Origin of the sequence: Acidisoma sp. (assembly GCF_035492295.1) — a bacterium.
In the GTDB taxonomy this organism is placed as follows: domain Bacteria; phylum Pseudomonadota; class Alphaproteobacteria; order Acetobacterales; family Acetobacteraceae; genus Acidisoma.
The window spans coordinates 17528-37546 of the sequence record NZ_DATJJK010000140.1 but is presented as its reverse complement, the minus strand read 5'-3'; the positions used below and the strand labels follow the sequence as shown (position 1 = coordinate 37546).

Below are 20019 nucleotides of genomic sequence, written 5' to 3'. Positions count from 1 at the left end.
GGCGGCACGGCACTTCGCCTGGCGCTTCCCAGTGCACCGGCGCAGATTGACCTCGTCGGCCGTCAGGCCGGCAGCCGCGTGATCTTCGTCATGCACACGGATAATCTGGCGCGCGATCACGCGACCTTACTCGCCCGCGGCGTAGTCTTCGAGGAAGGCCCACGGAACGAGGCCTATGGGTCGGTTGCCGTCTTCCTCGATTGCTGTGGCAATCGCTGGGATCTCATCCAGCCGGCGCCATGAAAAACGCCGCCCCGGGGACCGGAGCGGCGTTTCAAGCAAGGCCGCAGCGGCGCGCGGATCAGACGTAAAAACTCTCGCCGCAGCCGCAGCGGCCCTTTTCGTTCGGATTGGTGAAGGTGAAACCGGCGGACAACTTCTCGACCTTGTAGTCCATCTCCGTCCCGATCAGGAACAGGCTTGCCTTGCGGTCGACCAGAACGGTCTGGCCGTTATCGGTGACGACCTCATCCCCCGGCCCTGCAGCATCGACGAAATCCATGTCATAGGAGAGGCCCGAACAGCCCTTGGTGCCCACGGAGATCTTCAGCAATTTGCCCTGCTGACCGCTGGCATAGAGGGCCGCGAGGCGGGCAGCCGCGGCATCCGACAGGCGCATCAGCGGCGGCAGGGCCCGGCGCGCAGGCTTCGGAGAGGCAGAACCGGTCTCAGTCGTCTGGCTCATTTCAGGCTCCTTCACTCAGAACATATTCATGGCGAGGCGCGCCTCGTCACTCATCCGGCTCATATCCCAGGGCGGATCCCACACGGTCTCGACATCGCATTCCGTCACGCCCGGCACCGCCATGATCGCTTCTCGCACCATTACCGGCAATTCCTGGGCCGATGGGCAGCCGGGAGCGGTCAGGGTCATCTCGACCTTGATCTTGCCATCGTCAGAGATGTCGACGGCGTAGATCAGCCCAAGCTCATAGATGTTCACCGGGATTTCCGGGTCATAGACCGTGGAAATCGCCTCGACGATCGCATCCTCGCTGATATGCAGGGGGGCCGGCGGCGCCACCTCGCCATCGGGTGTCCAGGCGTGATGCACGGCCTGATCCTCCGCGCCGTCGAACTTGGGTGACTGGTCCACCATCATCTCCTCCTGTTCCCGCATCAGGCGAAAAACGCCTTGATGCGGCCGAGCGTCTCGGCCAGGAAATCAATCTCCCCCGCCGTCGTGTAGACGCCGAAGGTTGCACGTGCCGTGCTATCCACGCCGAAGCGATGCATCAAGGGTTCGGCGCAATGATGCCCCGCCCGAACGGCGATGCCCGACTGGTCGAGCAGCGTCGCTACATCATGCGCATGGGCGCCGTCCAATGTGAAGGAAATCACGCCACCCCTGTCCTGCGCGCGGCCAAGGATATGCAGCCCATCGATCGTTGCGAGCTTCGCCAGCGCATGCTCGGTCAAAACCTGCTCATGGGCGGCGATCGCCTCATAGCCGATGCCTTCCACATAGTGGATGGCGGCATCGAGCCCGATCCCTTCCAGGATCGCGGGTGTGCCGGCCTCAAATTTGTGCGGCACCCGTGCCCAGGTCGAGCGCTCGAAGGTGACGGAGGAGATCATGTCCCCGCCCCCCATGAAGGGCGGCATCGCCTCCAGTAACTCGGCCTTTCCATACAATACGCCGATGCCTGTCGGCCCGTAAAGCTTGTGGCCGGTCCAGGCATAGAAATCGACGTCCAGCGCTGCCACGTCCACGCGCCGATGCACGATGGCCTGGCTACCGTCCAGCAGGACCTTGGCGCCATGGGCATGGGCGATCTGAATGATCCGCTCGGCCGGCGTGTAGGTGCCGAGCACGTTCGACATATGGGTGATGGAGACAAGTCCCACCTTTCCGTCCGCCAGCAGGCGCTCGAGCTGCTCCATGTCCAACTCGCCGGCATCGGTCACGCGGGCGACGCGCAACTCGATGCCGTGGGAATCCCGCAGCAGCTGCCACGGGACGATGTTCGAATGGTGCTCCATCTCAGAAATCACCACCGCTTGGCCCGGCTTCATCACCCCGCGCCCATAGCTATGGGCAACCAGGTTCATCGCTTCCGTACTGTTGCGGGTGAAGACAATCTGGTCCCGCGAGGATGCATTCATGAGACGCGCGGCCGAATCCCGCGCCGCCTCAAACGCTTCCGTCGTGCGCTCGCTCATCCAATGAGCACCACGATGGACATTCGCATACTGCATTTCCATCGCGTCACGCATGGCGTCGATCACGACCCGGGGCTTCTGCGCCGAAGCGCCGCTATCGAGGAAGACAAGCTTCTTGCCCCGCACCGTCTGGTTCAGGATCGGGAAATCCGCCCGCACCCGGCTCACATCGAAAGCTGCGCGCCCCGGAATTGCATTCATGCCGCAGGGGCCTCCGCGTTCTTGCCGGTCGTCATCCACCACTGCTCCACCGCATCTTCGAAGACCTGCCGCAGGCCCTCATGCGCCACCGCCTCGAAGGCGTCGGTCAGGAAGGCGCGCACCAGGATCATGCGCGCGGCATCCGCCGGCACGCCACGGCTGCGGAGATAGAAGAGCTGTTCGGGGTCGAGCGCACCGACCGTCGCGCCATGGCTGCACTTCACGTCGTCGGCATAGATTTCAAGCTCTGGTTTGCTGTTGATCTCGGCATCCGGCGAGAGCAGCAGGGCCTGATTCATCTGGTAGCCGTCGGTCTTCTGGGCCACCCGTGCGACCTCGATACGGCCCTGGAACACGGCGCGGGCCTTACCGGTCAAAACCGATTTCACCGTCTGGCGGGATGGGCAATTCGGCGCGTCGTGCAGAATGGCCGTCGTGAAATCACTCACCTGGGTGCCACCCATGATCTGGGCGGCGTTCAGATGCACCGCCGCCTGCTCCCCGCCGAGGCGCGCATGGATTTCCGTCCGCCCGAGCCGTGCGCCAAGGGCGAGGGAAAAGCAGTCATAGACGCCGCCGGCTGCCGTATCCGCATAGACAGTGGCGAGATGAAACGCCTTATCCGAATCCTTCTGCAGGCGGCCGTGGGTGAGGTGCGCACCCTCGGCCACTTCGATCTCAAGTACCGGATTGTTGAGATATTCGCCGAGCCCGGCTGACACTTCGAGGATCACCAGCTTCGCCCCTGCGCCAAGGCGGATGCGATGGCGCGGATGGCTTGCCACGCGACGATGCGTGCCGCTGGTGAGTTGCGCCAGCATCACAAAGCCTGCATCCACACCGTCTGGCACTTCGATCACCACACCGTCTTCGGCGAGCATGGTGTTGAGCGCCACCACACGGTCCCGGCCCGGGCGCGGCAAGGCGCCAAACGTGTGTGTTTCGGCGAATGACTGGACGGACATGCTCTCCGGCAGCACCGAAAGATCGGGGCGGAAGTGCCCGTCCACCAGGACAAGGCGCGGCCCCTCAACCTTGGGCAACAGGGCCAGAAGCTCGGCCCCGGCAGCCAAATCCGTCACCGGCTCGGAGAAACCGAGGCCGGCAAAGGATTTGAGGTTGGTGAAGTGCCAAGCCTCTTCCTTCGGCGTCGGCAGGCCGCGTTCCCGCAACACGGCGGCAGCGGCTTCGCGGGCGTCGGCACCCCCCGGAAGCTGTGTCCGCAAACCCTCATACCGGGCCAGGAAGCCCGTCAGGGCCTCGCCCGTCTGCTGTTCTTTCACGGCCTGCATTATGCCGCCTCCGCCGCCTCGCCGATGATGCCGGCATAGCCCTCGGATTCCAGCTCGCGGGCGAGCTCCGGGCCGCCGGAACGGATAATGCGTCCGGCCGCCAGCACATGGACATGATCGGGCACGATGTAATCGAGGAGGCGCTGATAATGGGTGATCACAAGAGCCGAGAAATCCGGGCCACGCTGGGCGTTCACGCCATCCGCCACGACGCGCAGCGCATCGATGTCAAGGCCGCTGTCGGTCTCGTCGAGAAGCGCCAGCTTCGGCTGCAGCAACGCCATCTGCAAAATTTCGTTGCGCTTCTTCTCGCCACCCGAGAAGCCGACATTGACGTTGCGCTTCAGCATGTCTTCCGTCATGGCGAGCTTCTTCACCGCCGCACGCGCCTGCTTGAGGAACTGCACGGCGTCGAGTTCACCCTCGCCGCGCGCACGGCGCAGCGCGTTCAGCGCGGTCCGCAGGAAATTCGCGTTGCCGACACCCGGCAGCTCCACCGGATATTGAAAGGCAAGAAAAATGCCCGCGACGGCACGCTCTTCCGGCTCCATGGCGAGAATGTCCTGGCCGAAGAAGGTCGCGGTGCCACCCGTCACCTCATAGCCTTCACGGCCTGAAAGCACATAGGACAGCGTCGATTTGCCGGCGCCGTTCGGGCCCATCACAGCATGCACTTCGCCGGGGGGAATGGTGAGGTCGATCCCACGGAGGATTTCCTTGCCGTCGATGCTGGCGGTGAGACCTTTGATTTCGAGCATGATAACGAGAGCCTTTCTTAACCCACCGAGCCTTCGAGGCTCACAGCCAACAATTTCTGAGCTTCAACCGCAAATTCCATCGGCAGCTCCTTCAACACGTCCTTGCAGAAGCCGTTCACGATCAATCCCACCGCATCCTCTTCCGACAGACCGCGGCTGCGGCAGTAGAAAAGCTGATCCTCGGCGATCTTGGAGGTCGTCGCCTCATGCTCGATCTTGGCCGAGGGGTTGCGGCTTTCGATATAGGGCACGGTATGGGCGCCGCACTGATCGCCGATCAGCAGGCTGTCGCATTGCGTGAAGTTCCGCGCATTCTGTGCCTTCGGCATCATCCGCACGAGGCCGCGATAGGTACTGTCCGAATGACCAGCGCTGATCGTCTTGGCGATGATGGTGCTGTTCGTATTGCGGCCGATGTGAATCATCTTCGTGCCCGTATCGGCCTGCTGATGATTGTTTGTGACCGCGACCGAATAGAACTCACCCACGCTGCCATCGCCGATCAGGATACAGGATGGATATTTCCAGGTGATCGCCGATCCGGTTTCCACCTGCGTCCAGCTGATGTGGCTGCGTGCACCGCGGCAGGCGCCGCGCTTGGTCACGAAGTTGTAGATGCCGCCACGGCCTTCCGAATCGCCCGGATACCAGTTCTGGACGGTGGAATATTTGATCTTTGCGTCATCCATCGCCACCAGTTCGACGACCGCCGCATGCAGCTGGTTCTCGTCGCGCATCGGCGCGGTGCAGCCTTCGAGGTAGCTGACGGAGGCACCTTCCTCGGCGATGATCAGGGTGCGCTCAAACTGCCCCGTGTTCTTCGCATTGATGCGAAAGTAGGTCGAAAGCTCCATCGGGCATTTCACACCCTTCGGCACGAAGACGAAGCTGCCATCTGTGAACACTGCGGAATTAAGGGCGGCGAAGAAATTATCCCCTGCCGGCACCACACTGCCGAGATATTCGCGCACCAATTCCGGATGCTCGCGCACCGCGTCACTGATCGAGCAGAAAATCACACCCACCTTGGCAAGAGTCGAGCGGAAGGTGGTCGCGACCGAAACACTGTCGAAGACCGCATCCACCGCCATCGGCAGCCTCTCCTCGTCGCCCGGCTCGACGCCAGCGAGAATGGCCTGCTCCTTCAGCGGAATGCCGAGCTTCTCATAGGTGCGAAGCAGCTCCGGATCCACCTCGTCCAGGCTCTTCGGACCGCCCTTCTTCTTGGGGGCGGCGTAGTAGTGGATGTCCTGATAATCGATGGCCGGGAATTCCGGCTTGGCCCAGTGCGGCTCGGTCATCAGTTTCCAGGCGGCGAAAGCCTTAAGCCGCCATGCGAGCAGCCATTCCGGCTCCTCCTTGCGGGCGGAGATCAGACGAATCGTGTCCTCGGTGAGCCCCTTCGGCGCAAGGTCCATCTCAAGCTCGGTCTCAAAACCCCACTTGTACGTGGAGCCGGTGACGGAGCGGACGGTTTCTAGGGTCTCTGCGACTGCTGGCATGGCCTCACTCGACAAAGGCAGTGGTTGAAATGGATTGGCCCGGCCCCGAAGGACCCTTCGCGGCCAGATGATCCTGTGGCTGGAAGAAGCTCACAGGGTGCATATCAGCGAGACTGATCGCGGAAAGCGCGTCCAGAATCGCGGTATTTACCGTGTCCCATCGCCCCTTGACGGGGCAGAGACCAGACGACTCGCAGACGTTCGGGGAATGCTCCACACAGGCCGTCAGCGCAATCGGACCGTCGATCGCGGTGATGACGTCGGCCACCGGAATCTGGGTAAGCGGCCGGGCCAGACGATAGCCGCCCCGCGCGCCGCGCTGCGAGCAGACGAGGCCGGCGCTGGTCATGATCTTAAGCACCTTGGCGACCGTCGGCTCCGGAATGCCGGTCGCGGCCGCAATGCCACCCGAGGTCTGCAGCCCGCCTTCTTCCGAAAGACGAACCAGAACCACGACCGCGTAATCCGTCAATTTCGACAGCTTGAGCATGGGGGTTTTGTACATCCCTATTCAGGACCGTGCCAGTCCTGTTTTGAAAGGCAGCCCTGCCCGAAGCCCAGGGCCACGTCCTTGAGGCGGTCGGTTGAACGGCGCCCCAGTTGAATGGCGCCTTGGAAGCCTCTACCCAGCAAACGAGGCTGGGTGGAGGATCGGTGCCATGGCGGATGATACTTTCGAAGCAAACCTGAAGCGCATTCAGGACAAATATGCAGGCCTGAGCGGCGGGCAGGTCTTCGATCCCCATTTCAAGGAAATCGCCGAGAAGACCATCAGCCCGGACGGTCGGCGGCGCCTGCCCTATTCTGACCCCGCGACCTTCCTCGATGCGCCCTATCGCCAAAACGCCTTCGGCACGCCGGACGGCCTCGCGGATCTCGATGCCGCGCTCATCGGCGTTCCAATGGATTTGGGCGTGACGAACCGCGCCGGCTGCCGCCTCGGGCCGCGCGCCGTGCGCGCCATCGAAAGGATCGGCCCTTACGAACATGTGCTCCGGGTTGCGCCCCAAGGCGTGCTGCGGGTTGCCGATGTTGGAGACGTGCCGCTCCGCTCCCGCTACAGCCTGGAAAGCTGCCACGAGGATATCGAGGCCGCTTACAAGACCGTTGTCGCCGCCGGCGTCATCCCGCTTTCGGTCGGCGGCGATCATTCCATCAGCCAGGCGATCCTCAAGGCCGTGGGCGAATCTCGCCCCGTCGGCCTCATCCATATCGACGCCCATTCCGATACCGCCGGCGCCTATGAGGGCAGTCGCTTCCACCACGGCGGGCCCTTCCGCCAGGCGGCGCTGGACGGCTGTATCGACCCGCGCCGCACGCTGCAGATCGGCATCCGTGGCACCGCTGAATATCTGTATGAGTTCTCGACCGACAGCGGCATGACGGTCGTCCACGCCGAGGAGGTCGAGGAGCACGGCATTCGCCGCTACATCGACGTTGCCCGCAATCTGGTCGGGGACGGACCCTTCTACGTCTCCTTCGACATCGACTCGATTGACCCGGGCTTTGCGCCGGGCACCGGCACGCCCGAGGTCGGTGGCCTTCTGCCACGCGAGGTTCTGGCCCTGCTGCGTGGCCTCAAAGGCCTCGATATCGTGGGGGGCGACGTGGTGGAGGTTGCCCCGCAATATGACGCGACCAGCAATACGGCACAGATCGCGGCCCAGGTGCTCTTCGAAATGCTCTCTCTGGTGGCATTGCGGGAGAGGCCCTCGATCTGAGCGACGGCGTTAGCCACATTACAAAGCCGTCACGATCAAACTAGTTGAACGGTAAGCGCCCGAAGCCCACTCTCTCCCGCATGGTCGAACGTCCACCGATAGACATCGATATGCGCCCCGACGGCAGCTTCGTCGAGAAGCCGCGCGAACAGCGCTTTGCCGGCTGGCCACCGCCGCCCCCGCCGCGCGGCGGCAGGCTTGCCCGCAACCTCACCATCGCGGCGGTGATCGCCGGCTCGGTCGTCGTTGCGGGCCTCGCCCTGTCTTTGGCCCTAGTTCTCGTCCCGGTGATGATCGGGGCGGCGCTGATCGGCTATGCCGCGCTGCGCTTTCAGCTCTGGCGCATGCGCAAGAATGGCGGAGCGGGGATGGCCGGGCCCTTCGGCGCTATTATGGCGCAGATGGATGCCGTGATGCGGGCCCGCCGTCAGGGCCGCTGATTTCTTCAAGAAGCATCGGATTTGCAAAAGGGCCGCGTGAGCGGCCCTTTTGCTTTTAAAATCAGCCGAGGACCGGAATTTCGCCGCCCAACTCGTCCTCGATATGGACTTGGATAATGTCCTCGAACTTCGTCTCGGCGAGGAAGCCGAGAGAAGCGGCGCGGCTGGTATCGAAACCCCTCGCCCAGGTATCGACGATACGGATAATCCGCTCATCGGGCTCCCGCTTGATCAGCGCTACGGCCTTCGGCCCCGCGATCTTTTCCAGCGCCGCAATCTGTTCGGCGACCGTGATGGAGAGGCCGGGCATGGTCAGGCTGTTGCGCCCGCGCAGGCGTGCGGTATCGAGCCCTGCGGCATGGGTGAAAAAGCCGACCGTCGCGCGCGGGCTCGCCATCCAATGCCGCACGCGGTCGCTCACTGGCAGCACGGCCGGCAGGCCCACCAGCGGCTCGCGGATGATGTTGGAAAAGAAGCCGGAGGCGGCGAGATTAGGCTTGCCCGGGCGCACCACAACGGTTGGCAGGCGGAGCCCGATCCCCTCGATGAAGCCGCGCCGCGCATGGTCCGCCAGCAGCAGTTCGCACATTGCCTTCTGCGCGCCGTAGCTCGTTTGCGGAGTAGAGAAATAGTCGTCCCCAATGACATCGGGCATGTCGCCGCCGAAGACCGCGATGGAGGAGGCGAAGACCAGGCGCGGTTTCCAGGCGCCCTGCGCCTGCGCGCCACGGATGGCATCGAGCAGGAAGCGCATCCCGTCCAGATTGACCCGGTAGCCTTTCTCCAGATCGGCCTCCGCCTCGCCCGAAACCACAGCGGCGAGATGGAAAATGACATCGGGGCGGGATTTCAGAACCTCAGCCGCAACCCCGGCCTCGGAGAGATCGGCCGCCGTGCAATCAGTCGCGCCAAGAAATCCATGCGGCGTCATGGGCGTGACAACGTCGATCAGGGAGAGATGGTCGACGGCCTTGCCGGCAAGGCTGCCGTCCCGCGCGATCCGCTCCGCGAGCTTGCGGCCGACCATGCCGGCACCACCCAGAATCATCACATGCATCGCAGTCACTCCTCCTGTTCGATCGTCTTATTGTGCGGTCATCAGACCTGCCGAGGGCACAGCTGTCAAAGCGCACCAGCCCCGAAAATCGCGCGGAGCAGAAGGTAGAGGAGGCCACCGGCCAGGAAGCCCACGAGCGTGCCGTTGATGCGGATATATTGCAGGTCGCTGCCGACGCGCAGTTCCAGCCGCTCAGTCACCGTCTTCGCATCCCAGCCGGCCACGACCTCGGCTACGAAATCCGCCGCCCGTTCCTGCGCCAGCGGCAGCAAGGCCGCGACGATGCCAGCCACGCCCCGCTCGAGCCCCACACGAATGGCAGGGTCCTGCTCCACCGCCTCTCCGAATTTGCGCAAACTCGCCTCCATGATGGCGACGGTATGGCCGTTCGGTCGTGCGGCATCCTGCTCCACCGCCCGGCGCAGTCGCATCCAGACGTCCCCCAGCCAGTTCTGCACGCTCTCATGGGCGACGACACGGCGGATGGCAGCACCGATCTCGGCCGCGCGCTCCGGGTCGGTCTCGATCAGCGCGATCTCCTGCCGCACCCATTCGTCGAAGGCGAGGCGCATGGTCGAACCATCGGGGCCGATCGTGTCGAGTTCAGCATTCACCGCCGTGATGACCCGCCGAGCGACACTGCCGCCAATGGCCCAACCCAGAATTTGCCCGCCCTGTTCGCGCACCCGTTCCCGAATGCCGCCGCGCAGATCTTCCTCCTTGGCCGTCAACATGCTGCGCAACTGCCCGAGGACGAAGGTGAAGACCTCCTGGTGCCGCCCGCCTTCCACGAGACCGTAGAGCGCGCGTGCCACGACCTGCCCCGCCGCCGGGCCGCCCACGAGGCGGGGCAGCAGCCGTTCCATCAGTCGCCGGGCCCGGCCATCCTCCATGGACAGAAGGATCTTGGGCAGGCTTGCCGCCAAGGTCTCCGCAGCCGGGCGGACGGTCGTCGGATCCGAGAGGAAGCGATGGATGAGGCCGGGCAAGTCCGCCCGCGCCAAGACGCGGCCGACCTCTGCCTCGGTGATCACATGCGTGCCGATGAAACGGCCAAGGGCGCGGCCCAGCCGCTCCTTCTGCGCCGGGATGATGGCGGTATGCGGGATCGGAATGCCCAGAGGATGGCGGAACAGTGCCGTCACCGCGAACCAGTCGGCAAGGCCACCGACAACGCCCGCCTTGGCGGCCGATTCCAGCAGGTCGCGCCAGACCCCGTGCGGCAGGGCGAAGCTCCCGAGGCAAAGCGCCACCATGAGGAGCAGCAGGCCGGTGGCGAGCATCCGGTGGTGGCGGAGCGAACGGCGGTCGGCCCGGTCAGCCGCCTCGGCCATCGGTCCCGGAGAGGCATCCATCAAGCGGCTACTTTCCCAGCATGAGCTGGCCGGTGACTGCTCCCGTCGCAGGTTCGACGAAGAGAATGCGGTCGGGCCCGCCGCCATTGATCAGCACTGCCAACCGGTCTCCGGCGGTCGCGATGGAGACGATATGCGAACTTTCGGGTTGGTTCAGCATCCGGGTCGTCAGCGTGATCTTCTCGGGTGCGCCCGGCACGATCGTGCTTGCCATACTCGGTGCATGCCGCCCTCCGCCCGCGATATCCTGGACCAGCTTGACGATGACGACGCTCGTGGCCGCGATGACCAGCACGCCCATCACGATGACCGCAATCAGCAGCGGTCGTGTGCTTTTCATCTACGCGCTCCCAAGCCCTATGATGGGTCTCACAATTCTGGGTATGTCTCGCGGATGACCAAGAGCCCCGCCCCCACCCCCGATATGGATGCCGACCTCGAAGAGGATGGCCCCTTTCTGCCCGATGACATCATCGCGGCCCCCGAAGACGGCGGGGAGCGACTGGACCGCTTCCTGGCCCAGCGCTTCGGCGCCATCTCCCGCTCCAGGATCAAGAACCTGATCCTGGACGGGATGGCAAGACGCGGAACGGCGACGGTCCGCGATCCGTCCGAGGCGGTGCAGCCGGGCCAGAGTTACAGCCTGACGATTCCCGACGCCACACCGGCCATCCCCCAGGCCGAAGCCATACCGCTCACGGTTCTCTATGAGGACGCCGATCTCATCGTCATCGACAAGCCGGCCGGACTGGTGGTCCATCCCGCGCCGGGCAATTACGAAGGCACGTTGGTCAACGCGCTGCTCGCTCATTGCGGCGAAAGCCTGACCGGCATCGGCGGTGAGCGCCGCCCCGGCATCGTCCATCGCCTGGACAAGGAGACGTCCGGCGTCATGGTGGCGGCCAAGACGGAACTTGCCCATGCGCGGCTGTCGGAGGTCTTTGCCAATCGTGATCTCGATCGCCATTACCTCGCGCTCTGCTGGGGGGTGATGAGTCCGGCGGCGGGCGATATAGAGGGCGCCATCGGCCGTGACCCGCGGGACCGCAAGCGTATGGCGGTGCGGAGCTTCGGCGGCCGCCACGCCCTTACCCATTATCGCACCACGAAGGTCTGGCGCCTCGCCGTCTCCCTGCTGGACTTGAAGCTGGAGACCGGCCGCACCCATCAGATCCGCGTCCATCTCGCCCACAATGCGCATCCGATCGTGGGCGATCCGGTCTATTTGCGTCGCGTCCCCGCGGTATCGAAGAACCTGCCGCCGACAGTACGTGGCGGGCTTCTGGATTTTCCGCGCCAGGCACTGCATGCGGCGAGCCTCGCTTTCGCCCATCCACGGACCGGGGAGGCGCTCTCCTTCCATACCGAACCGCCAGCAGACTTCCAAACCCTGCTCGCGGCGCTCGACGCCGATGCGGAGGCCCCCGCCGGTTGACAGCCCGGGCGCCCCGGCCCTAGCTGCCGCCATGTCGCACAAGAGAGAGTCTGAGCAGTCCACCGGCATGTCGGCGGGGATGACAATGCTGCTCGCCGTCACAGCCGGCATCAGCGTCGCCAATCTCTACCTCGCCCAGCCCATGATCGGACTCATCGGCCCCTCTGTTGGGTTGCATCCAGGGGCTTACGGCCTCGTCGTGACACTGACGCAGCTCGGCTATGCTTTGGGCCTTCTCCTGCTCGTGCCGCTTGGTGATTTTGTCGAAAACCGGCGGCTCATGGTGACGACGCTCTGCCTCAGCGCAGTCGCGCTTCTCTTCACCGCAGCCGCGCACGCGCCCTCAGCCTTCCTCATCGCCTGTCTTGTCATTGGGATCACGTCGGTCACCACGCAGATGGTGGTCCCCATGGCGGCCCACCTGGCCGATCCGGCAAAGCGGGGCCGGCAAGTGGGCACGGTGGTCAGCGGGCTCCTGACGGGCATCCTGCTCGGCCGCCCGGTGGCAAGCCTGATCGCGAGCGTCGCTGGCTGGCGCGCCGTCTTCCTGGTCGCGACCGTCACCATCCTCGGCATGGCGGCGGTGCTCTGGCGCCAGTTGCCAGACCGGCGGCCCCATACCCGCAAACATTACGGCGCAGTGATTGGCTCGCTCTGGCCGCTGCTCCGCCACACCCGCCTGCTGCAACGGCGCATGGCCTATCACATGGGCCTTTTCTTCGCTTTTTCCGTCTTCTGGACAACGATCCCGCTCGAACTCACGCGCCATTTCGGCCTGCGGCAGGACGGCATCGCGATCTTCTCCCTGGTCGGCGCGGCGGGCGCGCTCTCCGCACCCATTGCCGGGCGTCTGGCCGACCGGGGGCTGGTGCGCATCGGCACGATCGGCTGCATGGCCATGGTCGCGGCGGGTTTGGCCCTCAGCTGGCCGGCCGGCCTCGCACGCGGCTGGACGGGCCTGGGCCTCTTCGTGATCGCAACGATCCTGCTCGATGCCGGCGTCCAGGCGCATCTCGCCTTCGCACAGAAGGTCCTCTTCGACCTGGCGCCCGAGAACCGCAGCCGGATTAATGCGATCTTCATCGCCGGTGCCTTTCTGGCCGCCTCCGTAGGATCAGCCCTGGCGCCCCTGGTCTATGCCTTCGCCGGCTGGCCGCTGGTTGCCTTGCTCGGCACCCTGCCGCCGCTCCTCGCACTCCTTTTTTTCCTGCTGGAGTGGCGCCGCGCGGTGCCCGTTCCTCAAGCCTGAAGCGCGTCCATGTCTCGTCGCTCACCTTCGCCGATCCTCGTCGCGCTCCTCGTCGCCGGCAGCGGCTTCATGGAGCTTCTGGACACCACCGTCATCACCACCGCCCTGCCGCATATGGCGCGGACCTTCCACGTCCATCCGGTCGATCTCAACATCGGCATCACTGCCTATGTGGTCATGCTGGCGGCGGGCATTCCGCTGAGCGGCTGGGCCGCCGAACGCTTCGGCTCGCGCACCATCTTCGGCCTTGCCATCGCCCTTTTCACGATTGCTTCGGCGCTCTGCGGCCTGTCGAACAGTCTCTGGACCTTCTTTGCGGCACGCATCCTCCAGGGCATCGGCGGCGCCATGATGGTGCCGGTCGGCCGGCTCGTCGTGCTGCGCGTTACCCCGAAATCCGAACTGATGCGAGCGACGGCGCTCATCACCTGGCCGGCGCTGGTGGCGCCGATCCTGGGGCCGGTCGTCGGCGGCTTCCTCACGACCTACGCGTCATGGCGGTGGATCTTCTTCCTCAACCTGCCGATCGGCCTCATCGGCTTTCTCGCGACCCTCGTCCTCATTCAGGACAATGGCCGCGAGGCCAAGCCGCTCGACCGCACCGGCGCCCTGCTCAGCGGCGGCTCGGCCATCGCCTTTGTCTATGGGGCAAGCTTGCTCGGCAGTTCCGCGGGCAGTCTCCTCTGGAGCTGCAGCCTGATGGCGGCGGGTCTCATCGGCGCCTGGGCGACGGTCGCCCATGCAAGGCGGCATCCCCGGCCGCTGATCTCCTTCGGCGCCCTCGCGACCCTGAGCTTTACGACGACGGTGCGGGGTGGGTCGCTCGTCCGTCTCGCGATCAATGCCGTACCCTTCCTCCTGCCGCTCATGCTCCAACTCGGCTTCGGCCGCAGCCCGGTCGCGGCCGGCTCGATGCTTCTGGTGCTCTTTGCCGGCAATCTCGGCATCAAGCCCGTCACGACGCCGCTGATGCGGCACTTCGGCTTCCGCCGCGTGCTCATCGTGAACGGCGTGATCCTCGCCTTCACCTTTCTCGGCATGGCGCTGATCTCAGCCGCTACGCCCGCCTGGGTCTTGCTGCCCCTGTTGCTGCTCAGCGGCATGACCCGGTCGACCGAGTTCACGGCGATGAACACCCTGGCTTTCGCCGATATCCCGAAGGAGGGCATGAACTCCGCCAATACGCTCTTCAACCTCGCCCAGCAGGTAAGCTTCGGCCTCGGTGTCGCGGTGGGTGCGATCCTGTTGCGGCTGGGCCATGTCCTGCTCGGAGGTCCGGATATGGTGGGGGCGTTCCGCTTCGCCTTCATCGGCATCTTCATGATCTGCCTCCTCGGCGTGATCGACTTCCTGCCCCTGGCACCAGGGGCAGGGGCCAATGTCAGCGGCCACCGCCCGCGCCGGGGCATTCCTTCGACTTAAGGTGCGATCCCTCAAACGTGTCGTTTGATATCCCCTCCTGGCATGAGCATAGTGCGGGGATCATATGCGATCCGTGCTCAGGAGCTCAGCCATGTCCCTCGATCTCGCCTCCGAACTCTCCAGACGAAGCAATGCCTCGATGACGCCGATCGTTCCGGTCATCCTTTCCGGCGGCTCGGGTACCCGTCTCTGGCCGGTCTCGCGCGAAAGCTTTCCAAAACAATTCTGGCCGCTTGTTTCCGAGAATTCCCTGATCGCCGATACCGCCCTCCGCACCTTCGGCGGCCCCTTCTCCCCGCCGCTTGTGGTTTGCAACGAGGCGCACCGCTTCATGGTGGCGGAGCAACTGCGGGAATCCGGCATTTCCGGCGCGCGCATTCTGCTTGAGCCGGTTGGCCGCAACAGCGCCCCCGCCATCGCCGCGGCCGCCCTCGTATTGGCTCAGGACGATCCTCAGGCCGTCATTTGCATGATGGCCGCCGATGCCGCGATTCCCGATTCCGAGGCCCTGCGCCAGGCCCTGCTGACGGCCGCCTCCGTCGCCCGTACCGGCAAGGTGGTGACGCTTGGCATGCGCCCGACCCGGCCCGAGACCGGTTTCGGCTATATCGAGATGGGCACGCCCCTCGCCGAGACGCCAGAGGCCCACACCCTCACCCGCTTCATCGAAAAGCCGGATGGGGCACTCGCCGAGCAGTTGATCGCAACCGGCCGCGCACTGTGGAATTCCGGCATTTACGTCTTCACCGTCAGCACGCTGCTCGAAGAGCTGCAGGCTCACGCGCCGCATGTGCTGGCGACCGCCCGTAAGGCTGTGGAAGCCCGCACCACGGATCTGGACTTCATCCGCCTCGGCCGCGAGGAATTCGCCGCCTGCCCGAACATCAGCATCGACTACGCGGTGGCCGAGCACAGCACCCGCGCCGCCGTGGTGCCGGTCGATTTCGCCTGGTCCGATGTCGGTAGCTGGAGCGCGCTCTGGGACCTCGGCGAGAAGGACGCGGCCGGCAACGTCGCGATCGGCGATGCCGTGCTTGAGGGTGCCCGCAACTGCTACGTCCGCAGCGACGGGATGCTGGCGACCGTGCTCGGCCTCGAGGATGTCGTGCTCGTGGTGACCGAGGATGCCGTTCTGGCAGCGCATAAGGACCGCGCCCAGGACGTGAAGAAGATCGTCGAGCGGCTGAAGAAGGAGTCCCGACCCGAGGCGGTGAGCCACAATCTCAGCTACCGCCCCTGGGGCCATTACGAGGTGCTGATCCTGGGCGACCGCTTCCAGGTCAAGCGCATCGTGGTGAAGCCGGGCGAGAAACTCTCGCTGCAGAGCCATTTCCACCGCGCCGAGCATTGGGTCGTGGTCGAGGGCACGGCCATCGTCACACGCGACGAGGACGAGGTTCTGGTGCGCGAGAACGAGAGCATCTATCTGCCTCTCGGCTGCAAGCACCGCTTGTACAATCCGGGCCGCATTCCGCTGACGCTGATCGAGGTGCAGTCCGGCGCCTATCTCGGCGAGGACGACATCGTCCGCTTCCAGGACACCTACGGACGCAGCTAAGCGGCGACTTCGTTCAACCGCAGGGGCTCAATGCTCCTGCGGTTTGGTGACCGAAACCGTCGCCGTCACCGCTGACTGTGGGGCGATAGCCCGGGCGGCGGCCACCGTATCCTTGAGGAAACGCCGCGCGAGACTGCCGTAGAGCGGGCGGCGGCAGACCAGGCGTGAGGCCGCGTAGCCGAGCCAGGCGGTCGCCATGATCGGGATCGTCATCTGCTGATTGGCCGTCATTTCGAGCACGATGACGAAGGCCGTGATCGGTGCCTGCACCACCCCCGCGAAATACCCGACCATGCCGAGCAGCACGATCGCGCGCGCTGGGCTGTGCGGGAAGAACTGCGCGAGCCAGCTGCCGAGCGAGGCGCCGACCGAGAGCGAGGGCGCGAAGATGCCGCCAGGGATGCCGCTCAGATAGGAAAAGACCGTGGCCAAAAACTTGAGAATGAAGAAGGTAACCGGCAGGCGGGAATCTCCCTCCACCAGCGCCCGCGCCTGGGCATAGCCTGTGCCATAGGTCGCGCCATGTGACGCGATGCCGAGGATAGCGATGCCGAGGCCGCAAAGTCCGGCGAACTGGATCGGATGGGTCTTCACCCAGCCGCCGACCCGTCCCGGAAGGTTGCGCGGCAAGGCCAGAAGCAGCGAGCTGAAGACGCCGCCCAGCAGGCCGCCGATGAGACCGCAGAGGATGACCGCGATCCAGCCGCTGCCGAGCGGCAGCCCGACCGAGGTGACGCCGAAATAGGTGTAGTTGCCGGTCAGCGCGAGTGTTGCGATGCCGCCGAGAATGACAGCGGTCAGCACCATGCCGCTGGTGCGTGATTCGAAGCTGTGGCTCAGTTCCTCAATGGCGAACACCACGCCGGCGAGCGGCGTGTTGAAGGCGGCCGCAACGCCGGCGGCACCGCCGGCGAGCACCAGGCCGCGCTGCGTCTCCACCCTCGGCAACCGGAGCGCGCGGCCGAGCGCTTGCATGATGGAGGCGCCGACCTGCACCGTCGGTCCCTCGCGCCCGATCGAGGCGCCGGAGGCGAGGCCGAGCAGGGTGAGAAGGATCTTGCCAAGACCGACGCGCAGCGAGAGCACGCGCTCGATCATCCGCGAATCCGTCATCTGCAGCGCCGCCATCACCTGGGGAATGCCGCTACCCTGGGCGCCGGGGAAGACCGTTCGCGTCAGATAGACGGAGAGCGCGAAACCGCAGGGCGCGATGATCAGCACCAGCCAAGACCGCCCGGCCGTGGCGAAATTGAAAAGGTCTTGCGCCCCATCCGCAAGCCGGGCGAAGGCAATGGCGACCAGCGCAACGAGGCCCGCTCCCGCCCAGAAGGCCAGTCGCCGCGTCCACAGCCGAGGAGAGGTCAAAGGCAATTGGCGCCAGAAGCGCAGGGAGCGCCGATCAAGTCTCATGAATGGTTCCGGAAGCGCTGGCGGGTGAAAGAAAGCGGCTTCAACCCGGCAGCTATGGAGCGCTCAGCCCCGACCCGAAGTCCTGTCCACGCTGGTTAATGGAGGCAGGGAGAGACCGTCAAGGATCGGAGCATATGGGGCTTTCGGCCGAACACCATCCCGTCGCGCCCGGAATTCTTGGCCTCGTAGAGCCGGCTATCCGCGATCGTCATGACCTCGGCAGGCGTCGTGGCCTCCTGCGAGCGGGCGAGGCCGATGCTGACCGTGACGCCGAGCCCTGCCTGGGTGCTCGCCCAGCCCCAGTTCCGCACCGCGCGGCAGATGCGCAGGCAGGTCTTGGCGGCCTGGACCTCGTCCCCGCCGTCGATGAGCAGGACGAACTCCTCGCCGCCGTAGCGGAACAAGCGATCCTCGCTGCTGGTTGCAACGCGAAGCGCGCGCGCCACCTCGCGCAACACACCATCCCCCAGCGCGTGAGAAAAACGGTCGTTGATCTGTTTGAAATGATCGATGTCGATCATGGCCAGGCTGTAGTTCTCGCTGCCGTCCATGGAGATCGCAAGAAGCGCACGCTCGAGCCCCCGGCGGTTGGGCAGCCCCGTCAGAACGTCCTCCATGCTGGCGCTCATCAGCACGGCCGCTTCCTGGGCCAAGGCGCGGTTCATCTCCTCGAGCCCGTCGGCTCGTGTGCGTTCAGCTTCCACCCGCGCCTGCAATTGCCGGGTTTCATACTGGATAGCCGCGACCCGCGAGCGCGCGAGGGAGGATTCCGTGTTGCGCCGTGTGTAGCGCGCATGGAAATCCCGATGCCAGCGGAGGGCCGGCTCAAAGTCGCCGAGTTCGGCCAGTGTGTCCGAGAGGAGCTGACAGCAAGGAACGCCGATTTCGAGATCACGGCTTTCCTCCGCGAGTATCGCGCATTCGGACAAGGTCCGCACCGCTGCCAGGCGCTCGCCATTCGCACATTGCAGGCGGCCCAGGGCGAGGAGGTAATAAAGGCGGGACCGAGGGCCCATGCCGCCCTGCTGGCTGTCCCAATCGGCCAGCAGCCGCGCGGCCTCTTCCCGATCGCCGCGCAGCAGATGGAAATCGGCGAGCGAGCAGAGCACGATCCGGCCGGTCCAACTGTCCCGCGTTCGGCCAGTGAGGGTCAGCGCCTCATGGGCTAGGACGATGGCACGGTCGAGCCGCGCATCGTCGATCTGAGCCAGCGTCTCTCGCTGTTGCTTCCAGAACGCCGCCTCGATATCGGCGAGATTGATCAGCCAGCGCCCGAGGTCAACCAAGTCGCCGATCCGGCGCGCCATGCCGACGGCGTTCTCGGCGAATTGCAAGGCGCGGTCGAGCTGCCCCAGCATCCAATAGACGACACCCACGACATTGAGGGCGAAGCACAGGACGCGGTCTTCTCCGGATTGCTCGGCCCGTTCCAGGGCAAGCATCGCCTCATCCAGCGCCTCGTTCGGTGCACCGATCTCGATCAGCAGCCAGGCATGGGTGCCGCGAGCCCAGGCCTCGCGCGGCCGGTCGCCGATCGCCTCGTAGAAATCGCGGGCTGACAGGACATGCAGGATGCCCTCTTCGTAGTAGGCCTGCATGAAGCAGTACCAACCCAGATGACAGGCGGCGAGGGCCCGCTGCACTTCGTCGTTCCGAGCAACGGCCTCGTCGTGGACGCGCTGGGCGAGCGCGGTCGCGGGCTCGATTTGCCCCTGGCACGATAAATCCCATGCCCGCTGCAAAGCGGGCCCCATCGTCGTGAAGGGCAGGATTCTGATCCCGCCCCGGTCTCGATTGATGGCCTCGGGAACCTCGTTCATGCCAGCCTATCGGGCGCCCCTGGTCAGAAGGGGATTTCGTCGTCCAGGTCGCCGCCGCGGCCGGCGCCGCTATCCCAGCCGGAGGAAGCCGCCGGGGTACGGGCCGCGGCCGGACGCTCGCTGCGGCCGGGGCTGGCGCCCATGCCGCTGCCTTCACCCGCGCGGTCAAGCAAAACGAGTTCGGCGCCGATGCGGCCGAGCAGAACCTCGGTCGTATAGCGATCCGCGCCGGACTGGTCGGTCCATTTCCGCGTCTGCAGCTTGCCTTCGAGGTAGACCTTGCTGCCCTTGCGCAGGAAGCGCTCGGCGACGTCACCCAGACGGTCGTTCATGATGACGACGCTGTGCCACTCGGTCCGCTCCTGGCGCTCGCCGCTCGCCTTGTCGTTCCAGCTCTCCGAGGTCGCGATACGGAGATTGACGATCTTCATGCCGGATTGCGTGTTGCGCACCTCGGGATCTTTACCGAGGTTTCCGATCAGGGTCACTTTATTGACGCTACCCGCCATGCTCTCAGTCTCCGTCAGCCATTAGTCTTAAAAGTTTAAGCCTAGCTGAAACCGGGTGCGGCAGCCAGAGAGTCGGGCCGCCACCGCGCCGGGCTTCATTCCATTGTTGCAATGGAACGGCCCTGAT

At 65.0% G+C, this 20019-nt stretch carries 19 protein-coding genes and 1 pseudogene; 7 read left to right on the top strand and 13 right to left on the bottom strand.

Annotation, left to right across the window (positions count from 1 at the left end; translation table 11 throughout):
• Nucleotides 1-243: pseudogene (locus VL752_RS09975) on the top strand (VOC family protein); the annotation flags it as partial.
• 58 nt (nt 244-301) lie between these two features.
• Here the strand turns inward: VL752_RS09975 and VL752_RS09970 are convergent.
• From VL752_RS09970 to VL752_RS09940, 7 genes are read right to left on the bottom strand one after another with little or no spacing between them, the layout of a single operon-like run.
• Nucleotides 302-685, bottom strand: a complete 384-nt coding sequence (locus VL752_RS09970; RefSeq protein WP_325354672.1) for a HesB/IscA family protein — start codon at nt 683-685, stop codon at nt 302-304.
• A gap of 15 nt (nt 686-700) precedes the next feature.
• Nucleotides 701-1102, bottom strand: a complete 402-nt coding sequence (locus tag VL752_RS09965; protein WP_325354680.1) for an SUF system Fe-S cluster assembly protein — start codon at nt 1100-1102, stop codon at nt 701-703.
• A gap of 17 nt (nt 1103-1119) precedes the next feature.
• On the bottom strand, nt 1120-2364 hold the full coding sequence (locus VL752_RS09960; protein ID WP_325354670.1) for an aminotransferase class V-fold PLP-dependent enzyme: 1245 nt from the start codon (nt 2362-2364) through the stop codon (nt 1120-1122).
• Complete coding sequence (gene sufD, locus VL752_RS09955) at nt 2361-3656, bottom strand: Fe-S cluster assembly protein SufD (RefSeq protein ID WP_325354668.1); 1296 nt, start codon at nt 3654-3656, stop codon at nt 2361-2363. Before sufD ends, VL752_RS09960 begins: the two co-directional genes overlap by 4 nt.
• Entirely contained in the window at nt 3656-4414 is a 759-nt protein-coding gene (sufC, locus tag VL752_RS09950; RefSeq protein ID WP_325354666.1) for a Fe-S cluster assembly ATPase SufC, read from the bottom strand. The genes sufD and sufC overlap by 1 nt, the downstream gene beginning before the upstream one ends.
• Before the next feature lie 17 nt (nt 4415-4431).
• On the bottom strand, nt 4432-5916 hold the full coding sequence (sufB, locus tag VL752_RS09945; RefSeq protein WP_325354664.1) for a Fe-S cluster assembly protein SufB: 1485 nt from the start codon (nt 5914-5916) through the stop codon (nt 4432-4434).
• A gap of 4 nt (nt 5917-5920) precedes the next feature.
• Nucleotides 5921-6406: an SUF system Fe-S cluster assembly regulator gene (locus tag VL752_RS09940; protein ID WP_325354678.1), complete on the bottom strand. Its 486-nt coding sequence runs from the start codon at nt 6404-6406 to the stop codon at nt 5921-5923.
• A gap of 169 nt (nt 6407-6575) precedes the next feature.
• Between VL752_RS09940 and speB the strand changes: the two genes are divergently transcribed.
• Together speB and VL752_RS09930 are read left to right on the top strand one after the other, a co-directional pair.
• On the top strand, nt 6576-7637 hold the full coding sequence (speB, locus tag VL752_RS09935; RefSeq protein WP_325354662.1) for an agmatinase: 1062 nt from the start codon (nt 6576-6578) through the stop codon (nt 7635-7637).
• Between the two features lie 110 nt (nt 7638-7747).
• Nucleotides 7748-8077, top strand: a complete 330-nt coding sequence (locus VL752_RS09930) for a hypothetical protein (RefSeq protein WP_325354660.1) — start codon at nt 7748-7750, stop codon at nt 8075-8077.
• Between the two features lie 61 nt (nt 8078-8138).
• Here the strand turns inward: VL752_RS09930 and denD are convergent, their stop codons facing one another.
• The 3 genes from denD to VL752_RS09915 all read right to left on the bottom strand — a co-directional run bounded on the left by denD (nt 8139) and on the right by VL752_RS09915 (nt 10829).
• Nucleotides 8139-9134: a D-erythronate dehydrogenase gene (gene denD / locus VL752_RS09925; RefSeq protein WP_325354658.1), complete on the bottom strand. Its 996-nt coding sequence runs from the start codon at nt 9132-9134 to the stop codon at nt 8139-8141.
• A 65-nt stretch (nt 9135-9199) separates the two neighbouring features.
• Nucleotides 9200-10489: a DUF445 domain-containing protein gene (locus VL752_RS09920; RefSeq protein WP_325354657.1), complete on the bottom strand. Its 1290-nt coding sequence runs from the start codon at nt 10487-10489 to the stop codon at nt 9200-9202.
• Nucleotides 10490-10496: 7 nt separating this feature from the next.
• Nucleotides 10497-10829, bottom strand: coding sequence for a hypothetical protein (locus tag VL752_RS09915; RefSeq protein WP_325354655.1), 333 nt, complete (start codon nt 10827-10829; stop codon nt 10497-10499).
• Between the two features lie 84 nt (nt 10830-10913).
• Here VL752_RS09915 and VL752_RS09910 point away from each other — a divergent pair, with 84 nt between their 5' ends.
• The 4 genes from VL752_RS09910 to VL752_RS09895 all read left to right on the top strand — a co-directional run bounded on the left by VL752_RS09910 (nt 10914) and on the right by VL752_RS09895 (nt 16153).
• Nucleotides 10914-11924 (top strand): RluA family pseudouridine synthase, encoded by a 1011-nt coding sequence (locus tag VL752_RS09910; protein ID WP_325354676.1) that lies wholly within the window; start codon nt 10914-10916, stop codon nt 11922-11924.
• Nucleotides 11925-12009: 85 nt separating this feature from the next.
• The gene (locus tag VL752_RS09905) at nt 12010-13173 is read left to right on the top strand and encodes an MFS transporter (protein ID WP_325354653.1); all 1164 of its coding nucleotides are present in this window, start codon (nt 12010-12012) and stop codon (nt 13171-13173) included.
• 9 nt (nt 13174-13182) lie between these two features.
• The gene (locus VL752_RS09900; protein ID WP_325354651.1) at nt 13183-14595 is read left to right on the top strand and encodes an MFS transporter; all 1413 of its coding nucleotides are present in this window, start codon (nt 13183-13185) and stop codon (nt 14593-14595) included.
• Between the two features lie 91 nt (nt 14596-14686).
• Nucleotides 14687-16153, top strand: a complete 1467-nt coding sequence (locus tag VL752_RS09895) for a mannose-1-phosphate guanylyltransferase/mannose-6-phosphate isomerase (RefSeq protein ID WP_325354649.1) — start codon at nt 14687-14689, stop codon at nt 16151-16153.
• Between the two features lie 27 nt (nt 16154-16180).
• Here VL752_RS09895 and VL752_RS09890 read toward each other — a convergent pair whose 3' ends face one another.
• The 3 genes from VL752_RS09890 to ssb all read right to left on the bottom strand — a co-directional run bounded on the left by VL752_RS09890 (nt 16181) and on the right by ssb (nt 19892).
• The gene (locus VL752_RS09890; RefSeq protein WP_325354647.1) at nt 16181-17563 is read right to left on the bottom strand and encodes a chloride channel protein; all 1383 of its coding nucleotides are present in this window, start codon (nt 17561-17563) and stop codon (nt 16181-16183) included.
• Nucleotides 17564-17658: 95 nt separating this feature from the next.
• Complete coding sequence (locus VL752_RS09885) at nt 17659-19383, bottom strand: diguanylate cyclase (RefSeq protein ID WP_325354645.1); 1725 nt, start codon at nt 19381-19383, stop codon at nt 17659-17661.
• A 23-nt stretch (nt 19384-19406) separates the two neighbouring features.
• Nucleotides 19407-19892, bottom strand: a complete 486-nt coding sequence (gene ssb / locus VL752_RS09880) for a single-stranded DNA-binding protein (protein ID WP_325354643.1) — start codon at nt 19890-19892, stop codon at nt 19407-19409.
• Nucleotides 19893-20019: the final 127 nt, after the last annotated feature.

Coding starts and splice junctions, on each gene's coding strand:
- VL752_RS09970 (WP_325354672.1), bottom strand. CDS start 685: ATGAGCCAGACGACTGAGACCGGTTCTGCCTCTCCGAAGCCTGCGCGC.
- VL752_RS09965 (WP_325354680.1), bottom strand. CDS start 1,102: ATGATGGTGGACCAGTCACCCAAGTTCGACGGCGCGGAGGATCAGGCC.
- VL752_RS09960 (WP_325354670.1), bottom strand. CDS start 2,364: ATGAATGCAATTCCGGGGCGCGCAGCTTTCGATGTGAGCCGGGTGCGG.
- sufD (WP_325354668.1), bottom strand. CDS start 3,656: ATGCAGGCCGTGAAAGAACAGCAGACGGGCGAGGCCCTGACGGGCTTC.
- sufC (WP_325354666.1), bottom strand. CDS start 4,414: ATGCTCGAAATCAAAGGTCTCACCGCCAGCATCGACGGCAAGGAAATC.
- sufB (WP_325354664.1), bottom strand. CDS start 5,916: ATGCCAGCAGTCGCAGAGACCCTAGAAACCGTCCGCTCCGTCACCGGC.
- VL752_RS09940 (WP_325354678.1), bottom strand. CDS start 6,406: ATGCTCAAGCTGTCGAAATTGACGGATTACGCGGTCGTGGTTCTGGTT.
- speB (WP_325354662.1), top strand. CDS start 6,576: ATGGCGGATGATACTTTCGAAGCAAACCTGAAGCGCATTCAGGACAAA.
- VL752_RS09930 (WP_325354660.1), top strand. CDS start 7,748: ATGCGCCCCGACGGCAGCTTCGTCGAGAAGCCGCGCGAACAGCGCTTT.
- denD (WP_325354658.1), bottom strand. CDS start 9,134: ATGCATGTGATGATTCTGGGTGGTGCCGGCATGGTCGGCCGCAAGCTC.
- VL752_RS09920 (WP_325354657.1), bottom strand. CDS start 10,489: ATGGATGCCTCTCCGGGACCGATGGCCGAGGCGGCTGACCGGGCCGAC.
- VL752_RS09915 (WP_325354655.1), bottom strand. CDS start 10,829: ATGAAAAGCACACGACCGCTGCTGATTGCGGTCATCGTGATGGGCGTG.
- VL752_RS09910 (WP_325354676.1), top strand. CDS start 10,914: ATGGATGCCGACCTCGAAGAGGATGGCCCCTTTCTGCCCGATGACATC.
- VL752_RS09905 (WP_325354653.1), top strand. CDS start 12,010: ATGCTGCTCGCCGTCACAGCCGGCATCAGCGTCGCCAATCTCTACCTC.
- VL752_RS09900 (WP_325354651.1), top strand. CDS start 13,183: ATGTCTCGTCGCTCACCTTCGCCGATCCTCGTCGCGCTCCTCGTCGCC.
- VL752_RS09895 (WP_325354649.1), top strand. CDS start 14,687: ATGTCCCTCGATCTCGCCTCCGAACTCTCCAGACGAAGCAATGCCTCG.
- VL752_RS09890 (WP_325354647.1), bottom strand. CDS start 17,563: ATGAGACTTGATCGGCGCTCCCTGCGCTTCTGGCGCCAATTGCCTTTG.
- VL752_RS09885 (WP_325354645.1), bottom strand. CDS start 19,383: ATGAACGAGGTTCCCGAGGCCATCAATCGAGACCGGGGCGGGATCAGA.
- ssb (WP_325354643.1), bottom strand. CDS start 19,892: ATGGCGGGTAGCGTCAATAAAGTGACCCTGATCGGAAACCTCGGTAAA.